We start from the raw sequence: 23,152 nt of genomic DNA on the forward strand, positions 1-23,152 counted from the left end.
GATCTACTATAAACATGGTATTATTTAGACTAAGAGTTTAAAGCGAACAAAAATAATACAATAGGAATGGAGAATATGATGACAAGCGAAAAGATACACATTGGATTACTTTTTGGTGGTAATTCATCAGAACATGACGTTTCAAAACGTTCAGCACATAATATCTACGATGCAATGGATAAAAATAAGTACGAAGTTAGTTTATTCATGTTTACAAAGGAAGGTGTACTACTTGGAGATGCTGCTTCACGTCGCATTTTTGATGGCGAACCAGAAGCAAAAGTTGTTGAAGATGTCTTACCAACAATTGATTTTACAAATCCGTTAGCTAATATCATGAGTTTAACTGAAGTTAAAGATATTGATCTTTTTTATCCAGTTATTCATGGTAATATGGGTGAAGATGGTACAATTCAAGGATTATTTAAACTTTTAGATAAACCATATATTGGTAGTGATGTTCGTTCATCAGCAATTTCATTTGATAAAGATTTAACTAAGAAAATGTTAACGTTAAATAATATCAGAAATACTAAATATTTGGTTGTTAAGGCCAACAATCGTGCTGAAATGACTTACGCACACATTAGTAAGGAACTTGGAGAAGTTGTTTTCATTAAACCAGCTAACCAAGGATCATCAGTTGGTATTCATAAGGCACATAACGAAAAAGAATTCCTTGAAGGTATAGAAGATGCATTTTTATATGACACAAAGCTTTTAGTTGAAGAATCAATCGAAAATCCTGATGAAATTGAATGTTCAATTCTTGGAAATACTGATTTAAAAGCTTCAAAATTAGGTGCAGTTATCGTACCTAAATCTGATGTATTTTACGATTACAATAATAAATTCGTTGATGCTTCAGGTGTGGAATTTGAAATGCCTGTTGAATTACCAGATGAATTAACAAAAGAAATCCAAGACATGTCATTACGTGCTTTTGAAGCATTGGGTTGTCGTGGTTTAGCACGAATTGATTTCTTAGTTAAAGATGGTATTCCATATCTTGGTGAACTAAATACGTTACCTGGATTCACAAACATTTCGCTTTATCCACAATTGTGGGAAGTTTCAGGAATTGGTTATTCAGAATTAATTGATAAATTAATCCAATTAGCATTCGACGAACATGCCGCTGTTAAAGAATTACATTATGACTTTACTGAATTACCTGAAATCTAAATTTTAAGAAGATTATTAGTCTGGAGACAGCACTAGTAATCTTTTTTATTTGAGTGAAGGAGAGAATAGAATATGGAAAGATGCCCATGGGCCCAATCGGGTAATCAGTTAATGCAAGATTATCATGATGAAGAATGGGGAAAGCCGCTTTATGGCGATCAACAACTATTCAGATTATTGAGTTTAGAATTAATGCAAGCAGGGTTGAGCTGGAAGACCGTTTTAAATAAACGTAATCATTTTAATCACGCTTTTGAAAATTTTTCAATTTACAAAGTTAGTCAATTTGATGAAGATAAAATTGCGGAACTAATGGAAAATGCAGATATTATTCGAAATAAGCAAAAAATTATCGCTATTATCGCGAATGCACAGGCGATCATAAGAATGAACCAAGATGGGCAATCATTTGATTCATTTTTATGGGAATTTGTAGCAAATAAACCAATTAATAATCTCTGGCGACATGCAGAGGATGTTCCAGCTGAAACCGACATTTCAAAAAAGTTATCTAAAGAATTGAAGAAATTAGGGTTTAAGTTTGTTGGTCCTAAAATTATTTATTCATTGATGCAAAGTATGGGTATGGTAGATGACCATATTACTTTATGTAAATTCAAGACAAAATAAAAAGAAATTAACCAATTATGGCTAATTTCTTTTTTTATTTTTTAAGATTATTTTTAAGAGCAGGTGTGTTATTTAAATCTGTTCGAACAACTAAGACATCAGAAACAGCAACTCGAGTTACGTATTCTGTAACTGAACCAATTAATAATCGTTCGACTGCATTCAATCCAGTAGCGCCGATCACAATTAAATCAATATCTAAATTAATAGGAACATTTTTAGCAATAACTACTTTTGGAGAACCATACTCAATTGAGTAGTCAACATTCTTAAGACCAGCTGCTTTTGCTTGTGCAATATACTTATTCAATGTCTCTTTTGCTGTATCACTAACTTGTTCAACCATTGACGTATCAAAACTTGAGATATTTTGGAATGCTCTAGTGTCAATAACATGCAAAAGATGAAGTGTAGAATCTTCGCCATTTCTTAAAGCTACTTGTACTGCTTTTTCGAATGCTAATTTTGCTTCATCAGAACCATCTACAGGAACTAAAATATTTTTATATTGTTGTAACATGGTCGGCCACCTCTTTCTTTTATATACCTCTATTTTACGACAAAACGAATGAAAATAGAAGTAAAAACGGTTACAAAGTTAGATTAATGCATAAAAAAAGATAAAATAATTGTTAAAGCACCAACCGTAAGGCAGGCTAGAGTAACTAGTATCCCACAAAATATGGGTATAAAAATGATTACTGAAATTAAGCCAACTAAGCTTTCAATACAGATAATTAACCCAAAGACAAGTAGTATTGAGCTTAGCACCTGGTTTGACTCAGGTTTAAATATCATAAAATTTTTGTTGCGATGTGAGAATAAGTAATAGCCGATAGTCAAGAGTAAGAGTGAAAGAACGGCTAAAAGTATCCGAATTAACATTTAAAGACTCCTTTATTCTTAATAAAAAAAGTCTGAGCAAACATAGTTTGCCCAGACCATCAAAGCAAAAGCTTTGGAATATCCGCGTAGTGCCGTTAATCATCTTCGTGAGTTGAGCCCGCAGTGAAGCAGGTGGCATCGACTGTACTAGCCTCTAACTACCAAGTGAAAAGGCTTGAAATTAGCTAGCCTATCAAGTTGACGCCTAGGTATAATTATTTGTTCGGTCAACATTCTAATAAGATAACGCGTACACTTCAGAACTTCATCTTTAATATAGCACAGACTTTTAAAAGGTGCAACAATTATGATGTAAGCGGCAACAAATCATCTTTTTGATGGATGTAATTTACTATATTGTTCTTTAAGTCCTTGTTCATAACGCCCGTTTGCTTTAGGCTCATAATAATTAGCATCTTTCAATTTATCTGGAAGATATTGTTGGGCAACCCAATCATTTGGATAGTTATGTGGAAATTTATAACCAATACCATGACCTAAATCTGCAGCACCTTTGTAATGTGAATCTTTTAAATGAGCAGGAATATCTCCAAAACCACCTTTTTCAATATCAGCAATTGCATTATTTATGGCAACATTTGCCGAGTCTGATTTGGGTGAGAGGCAGAGATCAATTACTGCGTTAGACAGAGGTATTTTAGCCTCTGGAAAGCCAATTTTTTCTGCCGCCTGTACAGCAGTTAAGGTTCTAGCACATGCTGCAGGGCTACTTAATCCGACATCTTCGTATGCCATTGTGATTAAACGCCTTGCAATTGTAGGTAAATCACCAGCAAGAATTAAACGTCCTAAGTAATGTAAAGCCGCGTTAACATCGGAACCTCTTACTGATTTTTGAAAAGCAGAAATAACATCATAGTGAGCATCGCCATCTTTATCATGGGTTAATGCTTTTCTTTGTAGACACTCTTCTATGACTGATAGTGATAAGGTAATGACACCTGAACTATCAGGTGGGGTTGACTTAGCAGCTAGTTCAAGTGCATTCAAAGAACTACGTAAATCTCCGTTGGTTGCTCGCGCTAAGTGTAACCGTGCATTAGCTTCTAAATTAATATTAAGATTTCCGAGACCAATATTTTTATCTACTAGTGCACGATCAAGTGCAGTTTCAATATCATTTTCGTCTAAAGGTTTAACTTCAAAGATTTGTGTTCGACTTCTAATAGCTGGATTGATGGTAATGTAAGGATTTTCTGTTGTTGCACCGATTAAAATAATTTGGCCACTTTCTAAGTGGGGTAATAAGAAGTCTTGTTTAGGTTTCGTTAATCGATGGATTTCATCTAAAAGTAAAATAACAGTACCGCTCATTTTTGCTTCTTCAGCTACGATTTCAAGGTCTTTCTTAGAATCAGTTGCAGCATTTAATTTACGAAATGCATACTGAGTTGATCCGGCAATAGCACTGGCGATACTCGTTTTACCAGTGCCAGGTGGTCCGTATAAAATCATAGATGAAAGCAGTTTTGCTTCGACCATTCGTTTGATAATTTTACCTGGACCAACAAGGTGTTGTTGGCCAACGACTTCTTCAATTTTAGTTGGTCGCATTCTGAATGCAAGTGGTTGTAACATATGTGGCTCCTTTCACGTTGATTACTAAAGAATAGTATAGCATATTGCATAAATTTAATTGGCACAATGGATTGCAAATATGAAGGATTAATTCAAATATTTGGTACAATGTAATAGACAAATGAGGAGGCACAATGATATGAAACTAGATGCAATCGGATTACAAATTCAGGAAGAAAAGCTCGCACCTCTACTTAGAAAATCGTTGATAGGATTAGAGCGAGAAACTCAAAGAGTGAAGAATACGGGAGTGCTGAGTTCAACTGATCATCCTGAATCATTAGGAGATAGATTTAAACATCCTTATATAAAAACAGATTTTGGCGAATCACAAATGGAATTTATCACGCCACCAATTGAGGGGGCTGATAATGTTATTAACTATCTAGATGCCATTCAACAAGTCGCAACACAAGAATTGGATAGTGATGAACAGTTATGGCCATTGAGTTCAATTCCTAAATTACCAGTGGATGAATCTAAAGTAAGAATAGCGCATCCAGATGAATTAGGATTTATATACCGAAATAAATTAGCAGAAAAGTATGGAAAAAAACGTCAACTTTTTACGTCTGTACATCTTAATTTTAGCTTTCCAGAAAAAGTAATTCAGATTTTATTTGATTCTGAGTTTCATAGTTATTTTAATTCTTATATAGAATTTCATAATTACGTCTATTTAAAAATTGGACGCAAATTTATGGAAAAGAGTTGGCTTACAACTTACTTGTTTGGAGCAACACCAATTGTTGAAAGTACTAATTATAATGCTTGTCATCCGGTTAGAAGTGTTAGAAACAGTGAATTTGGCTATACCAATATTGATAGTTCAGTTCAAGCTTCTTATCGATCAATTAACTCATACGTTACGTCACTTAATAAGATGGTCCAGAATGGTAAATTGTTATCATTTTCTGAATATTATGGAGATGTACAATTTAAATCAGCTACTAAAAAGGAAGATACATTAATTTCATCTGGTGTTAATTATATTGAACTCCGTGGATTTGATGTTGATCCATTTTCTCGTGTTGGTATTCAAGGTGACACAATTAAGTTTATTCAATTATTAGCGGCTTACTTTCTAATGACGCCAGATATGGCAGAAAATGAAGTTGATGATATTATATTTAAAGCGAAACAATTAAAAAATGAGGTGGCAATAGAAGACCCTAAAACAACCTCGATTGTTAAAAATGCTGCAATAAAACTGCTGAACGAATTAATTTTATTTAATGATAATTTTTATCTAGATAAAAATTTAGAGGATACATTAGTTCAATTTAAATTACAATTTGAACGACCTGAATTGAGTCTGAGTGCAAGGATAGTTGATGAAGATATTAATAAATCGTTGGCTGATTTTGCAATGGAACAAGCAAAATCTAATAAGATAAAGTATCAGTCACAGTTAAGTTCATTGATTGGCTTTAACTGTTACTCGAAAAATACGCAGCTTATTTTAGCAGCGTTGATAAAAAGAGGGTCTTATTTTGATCTTGTTGACAGTGATTTGGACGTCATACGGGTGAACGGACATCTTCTGCAAAATGGGGTAATTTCTGATTTAGATACCAGTGTTTTAAACAAAATTGCATATGACAAGCAAACAACTAAAAAAATATTGGGCAACCTTGATATTAAAGTTCCTAGTAGTATTAATGTACACACTTTAGATGAAGCTATGAACTATTATGCAGATGTAGTCAACAAAGCATTAGTTATTAAGCCAAGATTCATAAAGAGCAGTCAAGCAACACATGTATTTCGAGTGGCTCCGACGTTAAGCGAGTATAAAGAAGCCGTTAAACGTATCTTATCAATTGATACACAAGTTTTAATTGAAGAAATTACTGTTGGGTCAGTCTATCGATTTATGATTGTAGGTGGCCATGTAAAGGGTATTGTTGAAAGATTACCAGTTAGTGTAGTTGGCGATGGACGAAAGACGTTGGCACAGTTAATTACAATAAAAAATGCACAAGTAGAACGTACTAGTCAAGGTCCATGGTATCCGCTTAAATTGTCAGAAGTTGAACATCAAACAATAGCATCACAAGGTATTACTGAATCAACTGTTATTTCAAGAGGGTCTGAAGCAATCATTAGATATGATAGTAATTTTTATTCGGGTGCAAATCAAAATGAAGTTAGCAATCAAATGGACGAATCATATATAGCGTTAATTGAAGGTTATGCAAAACGTTTAAAAATGACGATGGGGGCAGTTGATGTGGTTATTCCTAACTTGTATATAGCATATGACTATAGACATAGGGATGCTTTAACCGTTCTTTCAATTGAAACGGCTCCTGATTTATCGATAAATTCGTTTCCTAATTTTGGAGATAACCAGCCTATTGCTAATGAAATAGTAAAGATTTTAGAAACCAAATAAAAAACTTAAACTACACTTAATATAAAAGTGTTAGTTTAAGTTTTTATGCTAATCGAATAAATTTTCAAAAAATGATTTTTTCTTTTCTGGCGTTTCAACTTGTATAATTGGATATTTTTCATTAATATCAATAACAGATTCATTAATCGCATTTTTTTCAGAAGCGACAACTAGCCCCATAATTTCAACCCCATCAGGAGTATCATTATTTGATGTTAATGTAAATTTAACATCATGCTTATGCGTTAAGGTGATGTATGGGGCTAATATATTCTGATCAATTGTACCATTAAGTAGAACATGATAGTCGGGATGTTCAAGTAGTTCTTTTTCAAATCCAGCCATATTTTTAGATGCTGTTACCTCAGCAACAGTCATTGCTAGGCTGACCCGCTCTCTAAATGTCCCTAAGTACTTTCTTTGTTCATCGGGATGAAGTTGAGGTGTTCCGTAAAGGCCAGATTGAAGATGTGGATCTAAGTTATTTTCAGTCATGGAGTTGACCACCTTTCAGTAAGTTATGAATTTAGCATACCATGTTTGATACAAAAGGAGAGAGCGAAATGTTTATAAAAGATGATTTTTTAATTTTTAAAGATCAAACATTAGACGGACGATTAAAAAAAATAAAGACAATTATTGATCCCAAATTCGAAAAGGTGGGAGCTGAACTACTACCTTTTTTAGAAGAACAATTAGGAATTAAAATGTATTTGCACATTGCAAAACATGCTAGAAGATCAAAAAATCCACCGCCTGATACTTGGATGGCTTTTAGCGAGAATAAACGTGGCTATAAAATGATGCCACATTTTGAAATTGGTTATTGGGATGATCGGTTATTTATCTGGTTATCTGCATTAGCAGATATTAAAGACAAAAGCTTGTATGAAGAGGGCGTTTCTGAATCAATAATAATGATTCAGAAACTAGAAGATACTTTCGTGTGGTCAGTGGATCATACAAATAAAGAGACGGGTACTTTAGCAAACACAATAACACTTACTGATAGTCAAAAGTGGAGTAGTGTACAAACTAAAGAACTATTGATTGGACAGAATTTAGCTATTGAAGATGAGTTTTTTAGCTTAAATGAATATAAACAACTAAACGACTTGAAAAATACATTACTGCCACTAATTGAAATCTATAAAATATGGACAAAAAAAACATCTCATTAAGAATGAGATGTTTTTTAATTTGAAATTATAATTTGTTGTAGTATTCAACGATAAGTGATTCGTCGATATCTGCTTCAAGTTCTTCACGTTCTGGTAAACGAGTTAATGAACCCTCTAATTTATCAGCATCAAATTGTACGAATTGTGGACGGCCAACTAATGCTTCCATTGCGTCTTTAACAATTTGTAAACTCTTTGATTTTTCACGTAATGAGATTACTTGACCGATTTCAACTGCGTATGAAGGAATATCAACGCGGTTGCCATCAACAGTAATGTGACCATGGTTTACCAATTGACGAGCTTGGCGACGAGTAGAAGCCAAACCTAAACGATAAACAACGTTGTCTAAACGACCTTCAAGTAAGATCATGAAGTTAACACCATGTTTACCTTCGCGAATTGTACCAGCTTTAATAAATAAGTTAGCAAATTGACGTTCTGATAAACCGTACATCATACGAAGTTTTTGTTTTTCTCGTAATTGTAAACCATATTCTGATAATTTACGGCGATTGTTTTGACCATGATCACCGGGTGCATAAGGACGACGAGCTAATTCTTTACCAGTACCTGTTAAAGAAAGACCTAATCGACGTGAAACTTTCCAACTTGGGCCAGTATAACGTGACATATATAAATTCCTCCAATATTTGTTTTGGAGTAAAATAATCCTTTGTGAACTTAGTATTCGTGCAGTTTGTTTTGCAATGTTCACCTTTGCAGCTGAAAGGGTACTAATTGAACCAAGACAATTGGGCAACAAACTGTTGACGAGCTTACCGTCCACCGCTGCATTATTTTACACAAGACTCATCATACTGTCTTTTTAAACTAATGTCAATTTGTTTTCACGTTTGTTTACATAATAAAAAGAATGTATATAATTAATAACATTAATTTCTATAAATAATAGATAAAAGCTAGTGAACGCTTTAAAGGTCTATGATATAATGATTAGAAGCATAAAATTTGAATGTGAAAAGTAAATATAAATTTTAGTAAGCTAAAGGCGGGATTAGGATATGACACAGATTTTTGTTGGAATAATAGTAGTAGCCATTATTATCTATGCAACAGCGTTTTTTCTTCAGAAACGCAATGAAAAAAAATTCGAAACATTTCGTGATCAAGTAAAGGTTATTGCTCATTCTGAAGTTGAACAACAGCTTCAGTTAACGAAGGATTTGGGGTTAACAGGTGAAAGTCTTAAAACATTTTCAGCATTACAATCAGACTTTAAAGAAGTGCAAAATGCAAAATTGCCTAAAATTTCGACACAAATTAATGAAGCATATGAAGCAAACTCGAAATATCAATTTCTTTCTAACCGTCAATTAGCGGCAGAAATAGAAGTAAAATTAATTTCAAGTGAAAAAACACTTAAAGGGATTGAAAAAGCATTAACGTCGTTGAAAGAAAGTGATGAAAGTAATCATCAAGCTGTTGATTCACTTGAAAAAAAATATCAGGATTTACGTAAAACATTATTATCAAAGAACTTTTCGTATGGACCTAGTATCGATAAACTTGAGGATAAACTAACTGGTCTTGAAGATGATTTTGACCGTTTTTCAACATTAACGAGTGCTGGAGATCATGATACGGCTGAAAAAGTTTTAAGTAAGTTAAGAGAAGATACAACTTCGTTAGAAAAGATTCTTGATGAGATTCCACCACTATATAAAAGTTTGAAGAACGAATTTCCAGATCAACTTGCTGAATTACAATCTGGTTACATGAAATTAACGGATGAAAATTATAATTTTCCAGTGGGGGATGACATCCCTAAACAAATAGACGAAATTCAAACACGTGTTGACGAAACATTACTTAAATTAGAGAACCTAGAAGTAGCGTCAACAATTGTTGCAGTTAATGACATGGCTAATCAAATTGATTATTTATATGATGTTATGGAAAAAGAGTTGGCCGCAAAAGATAAGATAGAAAAGCAAGAAGAAAGTTATCGTAAATTCATTGATCATGCTGAAAAACAAAGTCAAATGCTTTTAGTTGAATTAGATAGATTGGGTCAAAATTATGAATTAAGTCATAATGAATTAGAAGACGCGCAAAAATTAAATCAACAAATTAGGGACATTGATGCACAACATGATACTGATAAAGCGGTTATTGATTCTGGTGAAGCAATTTATAGCGAGATGGCTGAGCGAGTTGAACAAAACTCTAAGTTGTTAGAAAAAATTGAATCTGAACAACAAAAAATTGATGCTAGTATTCAGGATTTACGTAGCAATGAAAAAAAGGCCAGCGCAACAATTCAAAGATTTGATATTGAATTACATCAAATTAAAAGACAAGTTGAACAGGTTAATCTTCCAGGACTACCTAATGATTACTTAGATTTTTTCTATGTTGTTAGTGATGAAATTGAAGAAGTTGAAGTAGCAATTGGTAAATTAAGAATTAACATTGAAAAAATTGCAAAACAAATTATCGATATTGAAGCAGATCTTGAAAGTTTAGAAGATAAGACACACGATCTTATTGATAGTGCATCGTTATCTGAGAGTTTACTACAATATGCGAATAGATTTAGAAATTCGAATGAAGAGATTGCAATTGCATTTGAAAAGGCAAAGCAATTATTTAATAATGATTTTAATTATGCAGCTAGTTTGGAAACAATTGCGACTGCATTAGATAAAGTAGAGCCTGGTTCATATAAAAAAATAGAGAAACAATATTATGATAATATGGAAGACAGCTTTGAAATTGAATAGTAACTATATTAAGTGGGGACTAGGGCATTAATTTGTTCAGTCGCCACTTTTATATTCTATAAAGAAACACCAGGGATGAATAAAAAGTGTCAATCTGGTACGAAGTATATTATAATGAGAAAAGTATTTTTCAGAAAAGAAGGTAACTAATGATTTATTTTGATAATAGCGCAACAACAAAAATAACGCCCGAAGTTTTAGATACATATAATAAAGTTAGTGACCAAGTATGGGGTAATCCATCTAGCCTAAATAACTTAGGTGAGATAGCTCATAATTTATTAGAGCAGTCACGCCAACAGATCGCAAGCTTATTAAATGTATTTGAAGATGAAATATTATTTACTGGAAGTGGAACTGAAGGTGACAATTGGGTAATTAAAGGAACGGCTATGGCAAAAATGAACCATGGTAAGCACTTAATTACGACAACCGTTGAGCATCCTGCTGTTATGAATACAATGGCTCAGCTGGAACAGCTTGGTTTTGAGGTTACCTATTTGCCAGTTGATGATGAGGGGCGAATTAGTATTGATGATTTAAAGGCTGCTTTGAGATCTGATACTATTTTAGTTTCAGTTATGGCAGTTAATAATGAAATTGGAACCATTCAGCCTTTAGTTGAAATTGGGGACGTACTAAAAGATTATCCAACAGTTCATTTTCATGTGGATGCTGTTCAAGCCATTGGTAAAGGTGTGCAAGAAGCTTTTATGAGTGACAGAGTAGATTTTGTAACGTTCTCTGGGCATAAATTTCATGCGCCACGTGGAGTAGGGTTTATTTACAGTAAAAGAGGTCGTCACATTGAACCACTTCTTACAGGTGGTGGACAAGAACATAACTTACGTAGCGGAACTGAAAATGTACCTGCAATTGCTAGCATGGCAAGAGCATTGCGATTATTATTAACAGATGAAACTAAGATGGTGATGAAACAAAAAGCTGTTAAAGAATTAGTTTTCAACCATATTAGTAAGTTTGATAAGATTACAACTTTTTCAAAATTACAATCAAATTTTGCGCCACATATATTGTGTTTTGCAATTGAGGGTGTTCGTGGCGAATCAATTGTTCATGCATTTGAAAGTGAAGGAATATATATTTCAACTACAAGTGCTTGTTCATCAAAGAAAAATCAAGCATCTGGCACATTATTAGCAATGAATGTGCCAGAACCGCTTGCTAAATCAGCCGTTCGAATCAGTTTTGATGGAAATAATACGCTAGAAGAAGCAAAAGAATTTAATCGTATTTTTGATATTTTGTATCATAAATTTGAAAAAATTAATTCTAAATAATGAGAGGATGTCGACATGCAATATACAGAGATAATGGTTCGTTATGGCGAACTATCAACAAAAGGAAAAAATAAGAGGAACTTTATTGATCGCCTAGGAACAAACGTTCGAAATAGTTTACATGGTTTTGATGATTTAGTTGTTAAAGCAAATCGTGATCGGATGCACATTAATTTAAACGGTGACGACAGCGAATTAGTTATGCAACGTTTATCACAGGTTTTTGGGATTCAAAATTTTTCACCTGCAATTCGCGTTGAACAAGATATGGATTTAGTTAAAGAAACAGCTGTAGCAATGATTAGTGAGCAATTTGTTGAAGGGACAACATTTAAAGTTAACACACGTCGTTCTGATCATGATTTTGAATTAGATACTAATGAGTTGAATGACGAACTAGGTGGCTGGATTTTAGATCACGTGCCTGGCATTACTGTTAAAATGAAACAGCCTGATATTATTTTACGTGTTGAAGTTCGTTCAAATGGGATTTTCTTATCTTCTGAAACGCGTCAGGGTGCTGGTGGTTTACCCGTTGGTACTGCTGGTAAAGGGATGTTAATGTTATCAGGTGGAATTGATTCGCCTGTTGCAGGGTACCTTGGTATGAAACGTGGTGTTTCAATGGAGATGGTTCATTTCTTCAGTCCACCATATACAAGTGAACAAGCTTTAGCTAAGGCTAAAGAACTAACAGTTAAATTGACACCTTATGTTGGAACGATTCAATTTATTGAAGTTCCTTTTACTGAGATTCAAGAGCAAATTAAACATGATGTACCAGAACCATATTTAATGACCATAACACGTCGTTTCATGTTACGTTTAACTGAAAAAATTGCCGAATTACGTGGTGGATTAGCAATCTTTAATGGAGAATCATTAGGCCAAGTTGCTTCTCAAACACTTGAAAGCATGGTTGCAATTAATGACGTTACAACAATGCCAATTATTCGACCAGTCGTTTCAATGGATAAAAATGAAATTATTGATGTTGCTAAAAAAATTGATACATTTGAACTTTCAATTAAACCATTTGAAGATTGTTGTACAATTTTTGCCCCACCAGCACCTAAAACAAAGCCTCGTTTAGACCGTTCAAGGGAATTTGAAGCTCGTTTGGATATCGATGGCTTAATGGAACGTGCATTGGCAGGTGTCAAGGTTAGCAAGATTCGTGTTGGCGAAGAATATTTAAATGAAAATAGTGAATTATTCGCAGAATTACTATAGTAGCACTTTAAAAGATTAGACAAATCGGTCTAATCTTTTTTTGTCCAATCAAATAAGTCGCTTCTTAAACAGTAATTGAGTAAGATAGAGATAAATAAAGAAAGGGTGGTCAATTATGAAAGTAACTCGTCATGGTAGTGAAATGGATACAGTTGGGGAAGCACCAAAAGTAGGGGAAGTTTTTCCTACAGTTAATGCGTACGATGAAAATGATCAAGTTGTAACATTACCTAAAAGTACAGGTAAAAAATTAGTATTAAGTGTTGTTCCAAGTATTACGACAAGTGTTTGCAGTATAGAAACAAAACGTTTTAATATGGAAGCAGATAATTTTAGAGATATCGAATTTATTACCGTATCTGATGATTCAAAAGAAGATCAAAAAAATTGGTGTGCCGCTGAGGGTGTAAACAATTTACAATTGCTTCATGCAGATAAGGGGAATTTTGCGAAAGTTACTGGATTAGATGTTCCGGAATTTGGTCATATGGCTCGAATGGTTTTCATTTTAGATGAAACTGGACATGTTATTTATGAAGAACTGGTTACGGAAATCTCAAATGAGCCAGACTACGCTAAACTACTTGAAGAATTAAAAAAATAAAATATTGACGATTTTCAGAATAAACGCTAAAATGTGACTACAGACAAAGAATGAGAACACCAGTCATTTCAGAGATAAAATGCTAGGCTGAAACATTTTAATTAGACATTATGGTGGTAGCTCAGGAGTCGTTATTCTGAAATTAAGTAGGAATAACCGGACATTATTGTTCGTTAAAAAGTAATTAAGAGGGGTTAAAACCCAATTTAGGTGGTACCACGGCACTGTCGTCCTAAAACAGAAATGTTTTTTGATGACGGTGTTTTTTTATGCCTAAAATAAAATTGATAGATGAAAAGGAGAACTCATGACAAAAGAAGTTGAATTATCAACAAAATATGATCCAAGTCAGGTTGAACCTGGCCGTTATGAAGAATGGTTGAAAAAAGATTTATTTAAACCTAATGCTAATCCAGAAGCAAAACCTTATTCAATCGTTATTCCACCGCCTAATGTTACTGGTAAATTACATTTAGGCCATGCTTGGGATACAACATTACAAGATATTTTAATTAGACAAAAAAGAATGCAAGGCTTTGATACGCTTTGGTTACCAGGAATGGACCATGCTGGAATTGCAACACAAGCAAAGGTTGAAGCTAAACTAGCTGAACAAGGTGTGACGCGTTATGATTTAGGCCGTGAGAAATTTGTACAACAAGTTTGGGATTGGAAAGATGAATACGCTGATGTTATTCATAAGCAATGGGCTAAAATGGGATTATCACTCGATTATAGTCGTGAACGTTTCACATTAGATGACGGCTTGTCAGATGCCGTAAAAAAAGTCTTTGTTAATTTATATAATAAAGGATTAATCTATCGTGGCGAATACATTATTAATTGGGATCCTAAAGCAAGAACCGCTTTATCAGATATTGAAGTCATTCATCAAGATGATGAAGGTGCTTTTTATCATGTTAAATATCCATTCGCTGATGGTTCTGGATTTATTGAAATAGCGACAACACGTCCAGAAACGATGATGGGCGATGTCGCTGTTGCTGTTCACCCTGATGATGATCGTTACAAAGATATTGTTGGTAAAAAAGTCATTCTACCACTTGTTAACAAAGAAATTCCTATTATTACAGATCATTATGTTGATATGGCATTTGGGACAGGGATGGTTAAAATAACACCTGCTCATGATCCTAATGACTTTGAAGTAGGTAATCGCCATGACTTACCTCGTATTAATACAATGAATGAAGATGCAACAATGAACGAAAATGCTGGTAAATATGTTGGCATGGACCGTTTTGAAGCACGTAAAGCAATTGTTAAAGATCTTGAAGCTGAGGACTTAATGATTAAGATTGATCCAATTACACATAGTGTTGGTCATTCTGAAAGAACTGGCGTTCAAGTTGAGGCCCGTTTATCAACACAATGGTTTGTTAAAATGAAACCACTCGCAGAAGAAGCTTTGAAATTCCAACAAGGGGATGACAAAGTTGGATTCGTCCCAGAACGATTTGAAAATACATTTACACAGTGGATGGAAAATGTTCATGATTGGGTTATTTCACGTCAATTATGGTGGGGACATCAAATCCCAGCTTGGTATCATAAAGAAACTGGCGAAATGTACGTTGGTGAGGTTGCACCAACTGATATCGAAAATTGGGAACAAGATAATGATGTCTTAGATACGTGGTTTTCAAGTGCTTTATGGCCATTTTCAACAATGGGTTGGCCAAATACTGATGCACCTGATTTTAAACGTTATTTCCCAACTAATACGCTTGTCACAGGATATGATATTATCTTCTTCTGGGTATCACGAATGATTTTCCAAAGCTTAGAATTTACAGATGAACGTCCATTTGAACACGTTTTGATTCATGGATTAATTCGTGATGAGAATGGCCGTAAAATGAGTAAATCACTTGGTAATGGGATTGATCCAATGGACGTTATTCAAAAGTATGGAGCAGATGCACTTCGTTGGTTCCTATCTAATGGATCTGCACCAGGACAAGATGTTCGTTTTAGTTACACTAAAATGGATGCTTCTTGGAACTTTATTAATAAAATTTGGAATGCTAGTCGATTTGTTATTATGAATTTAGATGGTGTGGATAAAATTGAATTACCAGCTAAATCAGAATGGCAGCTTGCTGACAAATGGATATTAAGCCGATTAAATACAACTGTTTCTGAAGTTACACGCTTATTTGATGTCTTTGAATTTGGTGAAGCTGGTCGTGCTCTATACAATTTCATCTGGAATGACTTCTGTGATTGGTATATTGAAATGAGTAAAGAAAATCTTAATGGTGAAGATCTGACAGTTAAGCAAAATACACAACAAATTTTGGCTTATGTTTTAGATCAAACATTGAAATTGCTTCATCCAATTATTCCATTTGTAACTGAAGAACTTTGGTTAACAATGCCTCATGAAGGGGAATCAATTGTTGTTGCAGATTACCCAGTGGTTCATCCAGAATTTGAAGATGAACAATCAGTTATTGATATGAACAATTTAATTGAATTAATTCGTGCTGTTAGAAATAATCGTGCAGAAGTAAATGCACCTATGTCCAGTGCAGTTGATTTATTGATTAAAACAACTGATGAAAAAACAAAGATTATTTTTGAAGACAATCAAGAATTTATTCAACGATTCTGTCATCCTAAGGAACTTCAAATCAGTTCAAATGTTGTTGCTCCTAAGCTAGCAATGACGTCTGTAATTACGGGAGCAGAGATTTATATGCCACTTGCTGAACTAATTGATTTGAATGACGAAATTGTTCGTTTGGAAAAAGAAGTTAAAAAACTTGATGTTGAAGTTGTGCGTGGAACTAAAAAATTAGGCAATGAAAAGTTTGTTGCTAGTGCACCTGAGGCAGTAGTTACAAAAGAAAAAGAAAAATTAGCAGATTACCAAATTAAATTAACAGCAACTAAGGAAAGAATTTCTGATTTAAAAGCAGAAGTTTAATCTAACAAAATAGACTTATTTCGGGTACAATATACCTGAGATAAGTCTATTTTTTTTAGAAAGCGGGACGGAAAATTGATCACAACTTACGAAGAGGCACTCAATTTTATTCATGGGCGAACAAAATTTAAAAAAAGTCCATCTTTGAATAGAATGCGAGCATTTATGGAACGCTTAGATAACCCACAAGGTAATATCGCGATGATTCATGTTGCTGGAACGAATGGAAAGGGCTCAACAGTTGCATTTTTACGTGAATTATTAATTGCACAAGGGTTGAATGTAGGAACTTATACTTCACCATTCATTGTTAAATTTAATGAACGTATTTCCTTAAATGGACAGATGATTGATGATACCGCCCTTTTACATTTAGTAAATGTCGTGAAACCAGTTGTTGATCGAATGGATATTGAACTAGCCGATTTTGAGGGGGGACCAACTGAATTCGAAATTATTACTGCAATGATGTTTGTATACTTTGGCAGCATAAATCCTGTAGATATTGTAGTTGTTGAAACGGGCTTAGGCGGGAAGTATGATTCAACTAATATTATTGATCCAATTATTTCAGTTATTACAACAATTGGTCTAGATCATATGAAAATATTAGGTAATACAATTGAAAAGATAGCGCAACAAAAAGCAGGTATCATTAAACGTAATCGGCCTATTATCGTTGGTAGAGTAACTGATGAAGTCTTTAGCGTGATTAATAATGAGGCTAAATTAAAAAATAGTCCTATTTTTCGATTAGGAGTGGATTTTAATGCTAAATCTGAGGGAACAAAATCATCATGGGAAGAAATTTTAACGTATACGTCGAATAAATTGAATATTAAACAACTTTCTGTGCCATTATTAGGTGAATTTCAAGATGAAAATGCAGCAACAGCAATTGCTACTTTTGAGAAGGTTGCTGAAATTCAGGGATGGGCCATTAGTCCTAAATCAATTAGGCAAGGTATTTCAGAGACACGATGGCCAGGACGTTTTGAAAAAGTAAATGATGAACCGTTAGTTATTTTAGACGGTGCGCACAATAGCGCAGCAGTGGATCGGATTACGCAGTTGCTTAAAACGCATTTTCAAGATAAAGAAATCACAATTATTTTTGCAGTACTAGCGGATAAGCAAGGCAAACAAATGCTGGAAAAATTAGCTGCAGTTCCTCATGTACGAGTTATACTAACTCAATTTTCAGGGCCACGTCTAGTAAGCAAAATAGATGATTTCAACGTTAATAAGTTTGATAATGTCTCCATTCAAGAAAGTTGGAAAGAGGCATTAGTTCAAAGTGTTGGCGAAATGTCTTCTGATGATTTATTACTTGTGACAGGATCGTTGTACTTTATTTCGGAGGTTCGTAGTTATTTTGTATCAGAATAATTTAAATAAGTGAATTTCTCGTATTTAATAAAAAATAGGAGGAATCACCATGTCACTTATTTCTAGTTGCTCAAATGAATATCTACTGGAACAAATCCAAAAGTATCAATGTGATAATTTATCAGATAAAGAGCTTTTGACGGTTGTTTTTAGTTTATTATTAACGAACCCTAATGATGTTGGAAAGTGTGTTAATAATTTTTCTTCACGTTACCAATCTTTAAGCCAACTAAAAAAATGTTGTTTAAAAGATTATCAGTTATTGATGGATGGGAATAATCAGTCTACAGCATTACAATTACAAGCTATTGTTACACTGGGAACACGAATCAACAGTGAACCTCATTTTATTTGTGGACAAATCTGTTCAAGTCATGATGCTGGGGTTAGAATGGTTGCTGAGTTAGGTGGATTAAACCAAGAGTTTTTAATTGGATTATTCTTGGATACAAAAAATCAAATTGTAAAACAAGAGACATTGTTCATTGGAACTTTGAATTCAGCAACGGTCCATCCAAGAGATATTTTTGCAGTTGCATTAAAATATGGTGCAGCTAAAATTATATTGGTCCATAATCATCCGAGTGGGCATGTGACACCATCTAAGAATGATATTATTTTCTCTAAAAGAGTTGAAAAATGTGGTATTCTTATGGGAATTGAGCTGTTAGATCATATTATTTCGGGTAATACTAAATATCTTAGTATGAAAGAAGAGGGCGTCCTTTGATTATCAAGGGTGCTCTCTTGTTCTATGAAATTAGATATGATAAACTTAATAAGATTATGGATTCAAAATTAATTACCTTATAATAATTTAAGATAAACTTAATAAAAATTAGTAAATATTGAATGAAATCTCACTTTTGATTATGATATAATGTAAATACTACGAATAAAAGCGCCTAGAAGGCTGACGATGAAGGGAAGAAAGACTGTGTTTGGATTTGGAACAAAGAATATAGGAATTGATTTAGGAACAGCTAATACAATCGTGTATGTTGAGGGAAAAGGTATTGTTTTACGTGAACCTTCAGTCGTCGCTAAAAATGTTAAAACTGATGAAATTGTTTCTGTTGGAGAAGATGCTCGTGCAATGATCGGTCGTACACCAAGTAGCATTGTGGCTATTCGCCCAATGAAAGACGGTGTAATTGCTGATTATGACACAACAGTTGCTATGATGAAATATTACATTCAAAAAGCTTTAGGTAAATCTGCAGGTAAACCTTATGTAATGGTATGTGTTCCTAGTGGCGTTACAGAAGTTGAAAAACGTGCCGTTATTGATGCAACTCGTGTTGCCGGTGCGCGTGACGCCTACGTTATTGAAGAACCATTTGCTGCAGCAGTCGGCGCTGGATTACCAGTGATGGATCCAACGGGTAATATGGTTGTTGATATCGGTGGTGGAACAACAGATGTTGCTACAATTTCATTAGGTGGTATTGTTTCAAGCCGTTCTATCAGAATGGCTGGCGATAAATTGGATGAATCAATTGTGTCATATATTCGTCAAAACTTTAATTTATTGATTGGTGAAAGAACAGCTGAACAATTAAAAATGGACGTTGCATCTGCATCAGTTAAAGATGCTGCATCAATTGAAGATACAACTATCAGAGGACGTGATTTGATTACGGGTCTTCCTAAAACAGTTACTGTAAAAGCAACTGATATTGCAGTTGCTATTCAAGAATCTATTGCTGAAATCATTACTGCTATTAAGGAAACATTGGAAGAAACTTCTCCAGAAATTGCTGCTGATGTGATTGACCATGGTATTGTATTAACAGGTGGTGGTGCATTATTAAAAAACCTATCAGAAGTTATTTCTGAAGTTACAAAAGTGCCTGTTTTTATTGCTAATGAACCACTCGACTGTGTTGCAATTGGTACAGGTGAATCATTAAAAAGTATCGACGTCATGAAGAAAAGATAGATTTTAAAAATCACATAAGCTAAAAATGAAGAGGTTGGTGGTTTATTTATCCAGCCTCTTAATTTTTTAGTTAATTATAAGGTAAGTGGAGGATAGCGAACATGCAGAAATTTTTTTCAAATAGAAGACTAATCATCATTTTAATAGCCATTATTGTGAGTTTTAGTTTAATTTCATTTTCAGTTTCCGTTAGAAATAAAAAATCAACACCACCGCTCATTCAAGAATTTGGTAATGATGTTGTTGGTCTATTTGATAGAGCAGTTAGTTATCCTGCAAATGGCTTAAAAAGTTCAGTTATTGGTATTTCTGATCTTTTAAATACATATCAAGAAAATCAAAAATTAAAAAAACAAGTTGATAAATTAGCACAAGTTCAAGTGGAATCAGACACTGTTAAAAATGAGAATAAACAGCTGAAAAAGGAATTAAAATTGGACAGTACATTGACTGATTATACTTCAATTAATGCATCTGTTTTAACGCGATTACCTTCTGGTTGGCTAAATCAACTTGTGATAAGTAAAGGTAGTGCGTCTGGTGTTAAAAAGAACGCACCAGTGATGGCTGGTTCTGGATTGATTGGTCGTGTTATAGAAGTTAATAAAACAAATAGTAAAGTTGAATTAATATCGACTACTAATGATTCTGCTAATAGATTTGCAGTTCAAGTAAATAATTCAAACGATGATATTATTAATGGTTTAATTACTGACTATGATAAAACAGATAATTTATTAATTATGGGTCAAATTACTTCTAAGAAAGCCTTGAAAAAAGGTGATTCTGTTGTCACATCTGGTCTTGGAGGCACAACACCAAAGGGTTTAAATGTTGGTGTTGTGTCTAAAGTTGAGCAAGGTGATTATGGACTTGCTTCTAAAATTTATATCAAACCTGCAGTTGATTTGAGTGACCTAACGGTTGTAACAGTTGCTCAGACGTTGGATTAGAAGGTGAGATTAGATGAGAAATAAAAATAGACAGTATATTTTTCCGTTAGGACTTATTATTTCCTTTTTTTTGGATGGTACAATACAATTTGTTTTTATGGAACAGTTACAATCACAAACGACTATCATGGTTAGTCACCTGTTGTTGTTATGGTTGATAATGGGTATCTTTTACTCAGATAATAAGCATCTTGAATTATGGGCGTTTGGTGTTGGTCTAGCATTTGATAGTTATTATGCCGGTATTTTGGGTATTTATATGATTTTGTTACCATTAATTGTTTATTTAACTAAAATAGCATATCAATATTTCGAACCATCTTTTATTGTGATATTACTCATTTATTTTATTGATTTGGCAGTTTTAGAAGTTTCGTATTATGCAGTCAATGAGATGATTGGATTTGCTAATGAATCTGTAACAACATTCGTTAGTACTTCGTTTGGACCAACTTTAGCTTTTAATCTGGTGGTATTTATTATTTTGTACTATCCAATATCAAAATTAATGAATTTAAGTAACCGATATAATTAAAATTCAGGGGTGAACGTAGATGCAAGGTGTTATTTTAAAAGGTTATAAAGATGGTTATGAAATTATTCTTAAACAGGATTTCGGATTTGATAAAATTTTGGTTGAACTTAGAGAATTATTTAATAATTTAAGTGCTGAAAAAAAGAATGCTGATGAAACGGTTATTTCGTTTGATATTAAAACAGAAAATCGATTGTTTTCAGCAGATGAAAAGCAAAAAATCGAAAAAATTATTTCTGAATACCGTAATTTTAAAGTACACAAAATCGAATCTGAAGTAATGACCATAGAAGATGCTAATATTTTAAAAGAAAATGACAACGTTCATTTATGCTATCTAACAATTCGAAGTGGACAAATAGTTGATTTAAAAGGTGATATTTTATTTTTAGGTAAATTACATCAGGGTGGTCAATTACGAGCTGCTGGTAATATTTTTGTTATGGGTGAAGTTCAAGGTGTCATTCATGCTGGATTTAACAATAATACAGATAGCATTATTGTGGGCGATGTTTCAGCTGCTTCACAAGTACGAATTGGTGAATTAGTTGATATTATAGATGATGAAAAAGTAACAAACAGTCAAGATACTGTAATCTATGTTAATGATTTACATATTATAGATTATGGCAATCGAGATGAATTAAAGTCACTTCGACCAAAATTATTTAATCATGCTGGAGGATATTAAAGATGGGAAAAGCAATTGTTGTAACATCTGGTAAAGGTGGTGTTGGTAAAACAACATCATCTGCAAATATTGGAACTGCATTAGCACTTCTTGAAAAAAAGGTTGTTCTAATGGATTTAGATATTGGTTTGCGTAATTTAGACGTTGTTTTAGGTCTTGATAACCGTATCTTATTTGATATTGTAGACGTAGCTGAGGGTCGTGCACGGTTACACCAAGCACTCATTAAAGATAAGAGATTTAACGAATATTTATACTTATTACCTGCTGCACAAAATACTGATAAATCAGCATTAGTTCCTGAACAAGTAAAAGCAATTGTTGATGAATTAAAAGAAGAGTTTGACTATGTTATTATTGATTGCCCAGCTGGAATTGAGCAAGGTTTTATGAATGCTATTGCTGGTGCAGATATGGCTATTATTGTAACAACGCCTGAAATTTCTGCGGTTCGTGATGCAGATCGCGTGGTAGGTTTATTAGAGCAAAATCCATTATTACAACAACCAAAATTAATTATTAATCGTATCCGTCGTCAAATGATGGAAGATGGTCAAGCAATGGATGTTGATGAGATTACACGTCATTTGTCTATTGATTTATTAGGAATTATTGTTGATGACGATGCTGTTATTAGTACATCAAATCATGGTGAACCAATTGTTTTAGATTCTAAAAATCCAGCTGGATTAGGTTATCGTAATGTAGCACGTCGACTACTAGGGGAAACAGTGCCCTTGATGACAATAAAACAGCCTCAAAAAGGTTTTTGGAAAAAAATGGGTTCATGGTTTAAGAAAGACTAATTCTTGACAATGTTAATGACAGTATGCTAAATTATTATCAATTAAGAAAAACGTTGAACAGAAGATTAAGGCTTAAACAAACTTTTAAAGAGAGTATCGATTGCTGAAAAGATACAGTTC

Annotated in this window: 20 protein-coding genes and 2 other annotated features (1 of these 22 only partly in view); of the genes, 16 read left to right on the forward strand and 4 right to left on the reverse strand. The window is 33.6% G+C overall.

The window, feature by feature from the left end; all coding sequences use genetic code 11:
* The first annotated feature begins 78 nt into the window (after positions 1 to 78).
* On the forward strand, positions 79 to 1,185 hold the full coding sequence (locus tag AC1RPJ_RS05400) for a D-alanine--D-alanine ligase family protein (RefSeq protein WP_409022784.1): 1,107 nt from the start codon (positions 79 to 81) through the stop codon (positions 1,183 to 1,185).
* 72 nt (positions 1,186 to 1,257) lie between these two features.
* On the forward strand, positions 1,258 to 1,815 hold the full coding sequence (locus AC1RPJ_RS05405) for a DNA-3-methyladenine glycosylase I (protein WP_481761660.1): 558 nt from the start codon (positions 1,258 to 1,260) through the stop codon (positions 1,813 to 1,815).
* 34 nt (positions 1,816 to 1,849) lie between these two features.
* Here AC1RPJ_RS05405 and AC1RPJ_RS05410 read toward each other — a convergent pair whose 3' ends face one another.
* Together AC1RPJ_RS05410 and AC1RPJ_RS05415 are read right to left on the reverse strand one after the other, a co-directional pair.
* Positions 1,850 to 2,335: a universal stress protein gene (locus AC1RPJ_RS05410; RefSeq protein WP_409022337.1), complete on the reverse strand. Its 486-nt coding sequence runs from the start codon at positions 2,333 to 2,335 to the stop codon at positions 1,850 to 1,852.
* A gap of 692 nt (positions 2,336 to 3,027) precedes the next feature.
* Positions 3,028 to 4,299 carry a replication-associated recombination protein A gene (locus AC1RPJ_RS05415; RefSeq protein WP_481761661.1) on the reverse strand — a complete coding sequence of 424 codons (1,272 nt, stop codon included), beginning with the start codon at positions 4,297 to 4,299 and terminating at the stop codon, positions 3,028 to 3,030.
* Positions 4,300 to 4,438: 139 nt separating this feature from the next.
* Here AC1RPJ_RS05415 and gshAB point away from each other — a divergent pair, with 139 nt between their 5' ends.
* Positions 4,439 to 6,697 (forward strand): bifunctional glutamate--cysteine ligase GshA/glutathione synthetase GshB, encoded by a 2,259-nt coding sequence (gene gshAB / locus AC1RPJ_RS05420; protein ID WP_481761662.1) that lies wholly within the window; start codon positions 4,439 to 4,441, stop codon positions 6,695 to 6,697.
* 48 nt (positions 6,698 to 6,745) lie between these two features.
* Here gshAB and AC1RPJ_RS05425 read toward each other — a convergent pair whose 3' ends face one another.
* Positions 6,746 to 7,192, reverse strand: coding sequence for a YueI family protein (locus tag AC1RPJ_RS05425; RefSeq protein ID WP_481761663.1), 447 nt, complete (start codon positions 7,190 to 7,192; stop codon positions 6,746 to 6,748).
* A gap of 68 nt (positions 7,193 to 7,260) precedes the next feature.
* Here AC1RPJ_RS05425 and AC1RPJ_RS05430 point away from each other — a divergent pair, with 68 nt between their 5' ends.
* Positions 7,261 to 7,878 (forward strand): DUF1054 family protein, encoded by a 618-nt coding sequence (locus tag AC1RPJ_RS05430; RefSeq protein WP_481761664.1) that lies wholly within the window; start codon positions 7,261 to 7,263, stop codon positions 7,876 to 7,878.
* A 25-nt stretch (positions 7,879 to 7,903) separates the two neighbouring features.
* On the opposite strand, the gene rpsD is transcribed toward AC1RPJ_RS05430, so the two are convergent.
* A complete protein-coding gene (rpsD, locus tag AC1RPJ_RS05435) occupies positions 7,904 to 8,512 on the reverse strand; it encodes a 30S ribosomal protein S4 (protein WP_409022342.1) in 609 nt (202 codons plus the stop codon).
* A gap of 391 nt (positions 8,513 to 8,903) precedes the next feature.
* On the opposite strand from rpsD, the gene ezrA reads away from it, so the two are divergent.
* From ezrA to minD, 12 genes are all read left to right on the forward strand, one after another.
* Complete coding sequence (gene ezrA, locus AC1RPJ_RS05440) at positions 8,904 to 10,625, forward strand: septation ring formation regulator EzrA (RefSeq protein ID WP_481761665.1); 1,722 nt, start codon at positions 8,904 to 8,906, stop codon at positions 10,623 to 10,625.
* 149 nt (positions 10,626 to 10,774) lie between these two features.
* Positions 10,775 to 11,926 carry a cysteine desulfurase family protein gene (locus AC1RPJ_RS05445; protein ID WP_481761666.1) on the forward strand — a complete coding sequence of 384 codons (1,152 nt, stop codon included), beginning with the start codon at positions 10,775 to 10,777 and terminating at the stop codon, positions 11,924 to 11,926.
* A gap of 15 nt (positions 11,927 to 11,941) precedes the next feature.
* On the forward strand, positions 11,942 to 13,159 hold the full coding sequence (thiI, locus tag AC1RPJ_RS05450) for a tRNA uracil 4-sulfurtransferase ThiI (protein WP_409022345.1): 1,218 nt from the start codon (positions 11,942 to 11,944) through the stop codon (positions 13,157 to 13,159).
* A 115-nt stretch (positions 13,160 to 13,274) separates the two neighbouring features.
* Positions 13,275 to 13,763: a thiol peroxidase gene (gene tpx / locus AC1RPJ_RS05455; protein ID WP_481761667.1), complete on the forward strand. Its 489-nt coding sequence runs from the start codon at positions 13,275 to 13,277 to the stop codon at positions 13,761 to 13,763.
* A gap of 37 nt (positions 13,764 to 13,800) precedes the next feature.
* Positions 13,801 to 14,001, forward strand: a binding site (T-box leader).
* A gap of 69 nt (positions 14,002 to 14,070) precedes the next feature.
* Positions 14,071 to 16,716: a valine--tRNA ligase gene (locus AC1RPJ_RS05460; RefSeq protein WP_481761668.1), complete on the forward strand. Its 2,646-nt coding sequence runs from the start codon at positions 14,071 to 14,073 to the stop codon at positions 16,714 to 16,716.
* A 75-nt stretch (positions 16,717 to 16,791) separates the two neighbouring features.
* Entirely contained in the window at positions 16,792 to 18,105 is a 1,314-nt protein-coding gene (locus tag AC1RPJ_RS05465) for a bifunctional folylpolyglutamate synthase/dihydrofolate synthase (protein WP_481761669.1), read from the forward strand.
* Between the two features lie 49 nt (positions 18,106 to 18,154).
* Entirely contained in the window at positions 18,155 to 18,835 is a 681-nt protein-coding gene (gene radC / locus AC1RPJ_RS05470) for a RadC family protein (protein WP_481761670.1), read from the forward strand.
* Positions 18,836 to 19,042: 207 nt separating this feature from the next.
* Entirely contained in the window at positions 19,043 to 20,047 is a 1,005-nt protein-coding gene (locus AC1RPJ_RS05475) for a rod shape-determining protein (RefSeq protein ID WP_409022785.1), read from the forward strand.
* Between the two features lie 101 nt (positions 20,048 to 20,148).
* Positions 20,149 to 21,000, forward strand: coding sequence for a rod shape-determining protein MreC (gene mreC, locus AC1RPJ_RS05480; RefSeq protein ID WP_481761671.1), 852 nt, complete (start codon positions 20,149 to 20,151; stop codon positions 20,998 to 21,000).
* A gap of 13 nt (positions 21,001 to 21,013) precedes the next feature.
* On the forward strand, positions 21,014 to 21,535 hold the full coding sequence (gene mreD / locus AC1RPJ_RS05485) for a rod shape-determining protein MreD (RefSeq protein ID WP_409022351.1): 522 nt from the start codon (positions 21,014 to 21,016) through the stop codon (positions 21,533 to 21,535).
* Positions 21,536 to 21,554: 19 nt separating this feature from the next.
* The gene (locus AC1RPJ_RS05490) at positions 21,555 to 22,226 is read left to right on the forward strand and encodes a septum site-determining protein MinC (RefSeq protein ID WP_409022352.1); all 672 of its coding nucleotides are present in this window, start codon (positions 21,555 to 21,557) and stop codon (positions 22,224 to 22,226) included.
* Between the two features lie 2 nt (positions 22,227 to 22,228).
* On the forward strand, positions 22,229 to 23,032 hold the full coding sequence (gene minD, locus AC1RPJ_RS05495; protein WP_409022353.1) for a septum site-determining protein MinD: 804 nt from the start codon (positions 22,229 to 22,231) through the stop codon (positions 23,030 to 23,032).
* Between the two features lie 44 nt (positions 23,033 to 23,076).
* Positions 23,077 to 23,152, forward strand: a binding site (T-box leader) (it continues 158 nt past the right edge of the window).

This window comes from Dellaglioa sp. CoH-57-MRSF-17 (assembly GCF_056782015.1).

What these genes read in the sequence shown, in the direction of transcription:
- AC1RPJ_RS05400 (WP_409022784.1), top strand. Translation starts at nt 79, where the DNA reads ATGACAAGCGAAAAGATACACATTGGATTACTTTTTGGTGGTAATTCA.
- AC1RPJ_RS05405 (WP_481761660.1), top strand. Translation starts at nt 1,258, where the DNA reads ATGGAAAGATGCCCATGGGCCCAATCGGGTAATCAGTTAATGCAAGAT.
- AC1RPJ_RS05410 (WP_409022337.1), bottom strand. Translation starts at nt 2,335, where the DNA reads ATGTTACAACAATATAAAAATATTTTAGTTCCTGTAGATGGTTCTGAT.
- AC1RPJ_RS05415 (WP_481761661.1), bottom strand. Translation starts at nt 4,299, where the DNA reads ATGTTACAACCACTTGCATTCAGAATGCGACCAACTAAAATTGAAGAA.
- gshAB (WP_481761662.1), top strand. Translation starts at nt 4,439, where the DNA reads ATGAAACTAGATGCAATCGGATTACAAATTCAGGAAGAAAAGCTCGCA.
- AC1RPJ_RS05425 (WP_481761663.1), bottom strand. Translation starts at nt 7,192, where the DNA reads ATGACTGAAAATAACTTAGATCCACATCTTCAATCTGGCCTTTACGGA.
- AC1RPJ_RS05430 (WP_481761664.1), top strand. Translation starts at nt 7,261, where the DNA reads ATGTTTATAAAAGATGATTTTTTAATTTTTAAAGATCAAACATTAGAC.
- rpsD (WP_409022342.1), bottom strand. Translation starts at nt 8,512, where the DNA reads ATGTCACGTTATACTGGCCCAAGTTGGAAAGTTTCACGTCGATTAGGT.
- ezrA (WP_481761665.1), top strand. Translation starts at nt 8,904, where the DNA reads ATGACACAGATTTTTGTTGGAATAATAGTAGTAGCCATTATTATCTAT.
- AC1RPJ_RS05445 (WP_481761666.1), top strand. Translation starts at nt 10,775, where the DNA reads ATGATTTATTTTGATAATAGCGCAACAACAAAAATAACGCCCGAAGTT.
- thiI (WP_409022345.1), top strand. Translation starts at nt 11,942, where the DNA reads ATGCAATATACAGAGATAATGGTTCGTTATGGCGAACTATCAACAAAA.
- tpx (WP_481761667.1), top strand. Translation starts at nt 13,275, where the DNA reads ATGAAAGTAACTCGTCATGGTAGTGAAATGGATACAGTTGGGGAAGCA.
- AC1RPJ_RS05460 (WP_481761668.1), top strand. Translation starts at nt 14,071, where the DNA reads ATGACAAAAGAAGTTGAATTATCAACAAAATATGATCCAAGTCAGGTT.
- radC (WP_481761670.1), top strand. Translation starts at nt 18,155, where the DNA reads ATGTCACTTATTTCTAGTTGCTCAAATGAATATCTACTGGAACAAATC.
- mreC (WP_481761671.1), top strand. Translation starts at nt 20,149, where the DNA reads ATGCAGAAATTTTTTTCAAATAGAAGACTAATCATCATTTTAATAGCC.
- mreD (WP_409022351.1), top strand. Translation starts at nt 21,014, where the DNA reads ATGAGAAATAAAAATAGACAGTATATTTTTCCGTTAGGACTTATTATT.
- AC1RPJ_RS05490 (WP_409022352.1), top strand. Translation starts at nt 21,555, where the DNA reads ATGCAAGGTGTTATTTTAAAAGGTTATAAAGATGGTTATGAAATTATT.
- minD (WP_409022353.1), top strand. Translation starts at nt 22,229, where the DNA reads ATGGGAAAAGCAATTGTTGTAACATCTGGTAAAGGTGGTGTTGGTAAA.